Origin of the sequence: Actinoplanes sp. NPDC048791 (assembly GCF_040650095.1) — a bacterium.
Lineage (GTDB): Bacteria > Actinomycetota > Actinomycetes > Mycobacteriales > Micromonosporaceae > Actinoplanes.
The window spans coordinates 1-1,778 of the sequence record NZ_JBEZGQ010001392.1; the positions used below are offsets into that span (position 1 = coordinate 1).

The window sequence follows — 1,778 nt, forward strand, 5'->3', positions numbered from 1 at the left end:
CGGCGGTGCCGCCGCCGTAGTGCTTCTGCACCTCCAGGCCGCCGAGGAAGCCGCCCAGCAGCAGCGCGAACGCGCCCAGCACCAGCGTGCCGCGATTCCACCAGCGCCGCGGGGCCGCCTTGGCGAGCGCACTGGCCAGGCCGTCGTCGCGGTCGTCGAACGGCTCCGGGACGGGCGGGACGGCGGACAGGACGGCGGTGTCGTCGGAAGAAGGGGTCACGGGGTCCTCACTCGTAGCGCAACGCGTCGATGGGGCGCAGCCGGGCCGCCCGGCCGGCGGGCAGGCCGCCGAAGAACAGCCCGATCGCGATGGACACGCCCAGGGCGAGCCCGATCGAACTGGGCACGATCACCGGTTTCACGCCGACGATCTCGAAGCTGCTGCCGATCAGCGCGGCGGCGACGCCGAGCGCGCCGCCCAGCACGCTCAACAGGGTCGCCTCGATCAGGAACTGGGTCAGGATCACCCGGCGGGGCGCGCCCAGGGCCTTGCGGATGCCGATCTCGCGGGTCCGCTCGGTGACGGTGACCAGCATGATGTTGGTGATGCCGATCCCGCCGACGAGCAGGCTGATCGCGGCGACGGCGCCGAGCAGAGTCGTGAACGTGTCGGCCGTCTCGGTCTGGGTGGCGAGCAGCTGCGAGGCGTTCTGGATCCGGTACGGCGTGGTGGCCCCGGCGGACACGTCGAGGCGCTGGTTCAGGATCGTGGCCACCTGCGACTGCACGGCGTCCACCCGGTCCGGGCTGCGCGCCTGCACCAGGATCGAGGTCAGGGCGCCGTACCCGGTGAGCACCTGGCGCACCGCGGACAGCGGGGCGATCGCGGTGTCGTTGCTGTCCTGGAAGCCGGTCGAGCTCTTCTCGGCCAGCACGCCCACCACCGTGAAGAGTGCGCCGCCGACGGTGACCTGCTTGTCCAGCGGGTCGGTGCCGGGGAAGAGCTCCTCGGCCGCGGTGCGGCCCAGCACCACCACCCGGCGGCCCTGGGCCTCGTCGTCGGCGGTGAAGCCGGCGCCGGTGCCGACCGGTGTGTTGGAGGACGCGAACCAGCTCGGCGTGGTGCCGACGAACTGGCTGACGTCGTGGTCGGTGCCCTCGTAGGTCAGCGTCGCGGCGGCGCTGACCACCGGCGAGACCGAGGCGACGTCCGGGGCCAGCGCCGGGTCGATCAGCGCGTCAGCGATGGCGGTGGTCAGCGCTGTGCTGGTGGAGCCGCCACGGCCGGCGCTCATCACGGTGATGGTGTTGGTCCCCAGCGCCTCGATCCGCTGGTTGATCGCCTGCGCGGAGCCGTTGCCGACCGCCACCAGCAGGATCACCGCCGCGACCCCGATCAGGATGCCCAGCATGGTCAGCGCCGAGCGCAGCTTGTTCGCCGACAGCCCCCGCAGGGCGAACCGGACGACCTCGTAAAAACTCATCGGCTGTGCCGTCCCTGCAGGGCGCCGACCGGGATCCGGTCCAGTGGCGACTGGCGTACGTCGGTGACGATCCGGCCGTCCACCAGGCGCACCAGCCGCTTGGCCCGGTCGCCGACCTCGGGTTCGTGGGTGATCAGCACGATGGTCCGGCCGGCCGCGCTGAGCTGGTCGAAGACCTCCAGCACGTCGGCGGTGGAACGGGTGTCCAGGTTGCCGGTCGGCTCGTCGGCCAGCAGCAGGGCCGGCTCGGTGACCAGCGCCCGGGCCACCGCGACGCGCTGCTGCTGGCCGCCGGAGAGCTGGTTGGGCTCGTGCCGGGCCCGGTCGGCGAGCCCGACGACCTCGAGGGCGGCC

The 1,778-nt window shown here is 72.8% G+C and carries 2 protein-coding genes and 1 pseudogene; all 3 read right to left on the bottom strand.

Features of this window, described 5'->3' with window-relative positions:
- Positions 1–220: pseudogene (locus AB0C29_RS46655) on the bottom strand (hypothetical protein); the annotation flags it as partial.
- 7 nt (positions 221–227) lie between these two features.
- The gene (locus AB0C29_RS46660) at positions 228–1,424 is read right to left on the bottom strand and encodes an ABC transporter permease (RefSeq protein ID WP_360834583.1); all 1,197 of its coding nucleotides are present in this window, start codon (positions 1,422–1,424) and stop codon (positions 228–230) included.
- The coding region (locus AB0C29_RS46665) for an ATP-binding cassette domain-containing protein (RefSeq protein ID WP_360834585.1) at positions 1,421–1,778 on the bottom strand (358 nt) is incomplete at its 5' end. The genes AB0C29_RS46665 and AB0C29_RS46660, both read right to left, overlap by 4 nt.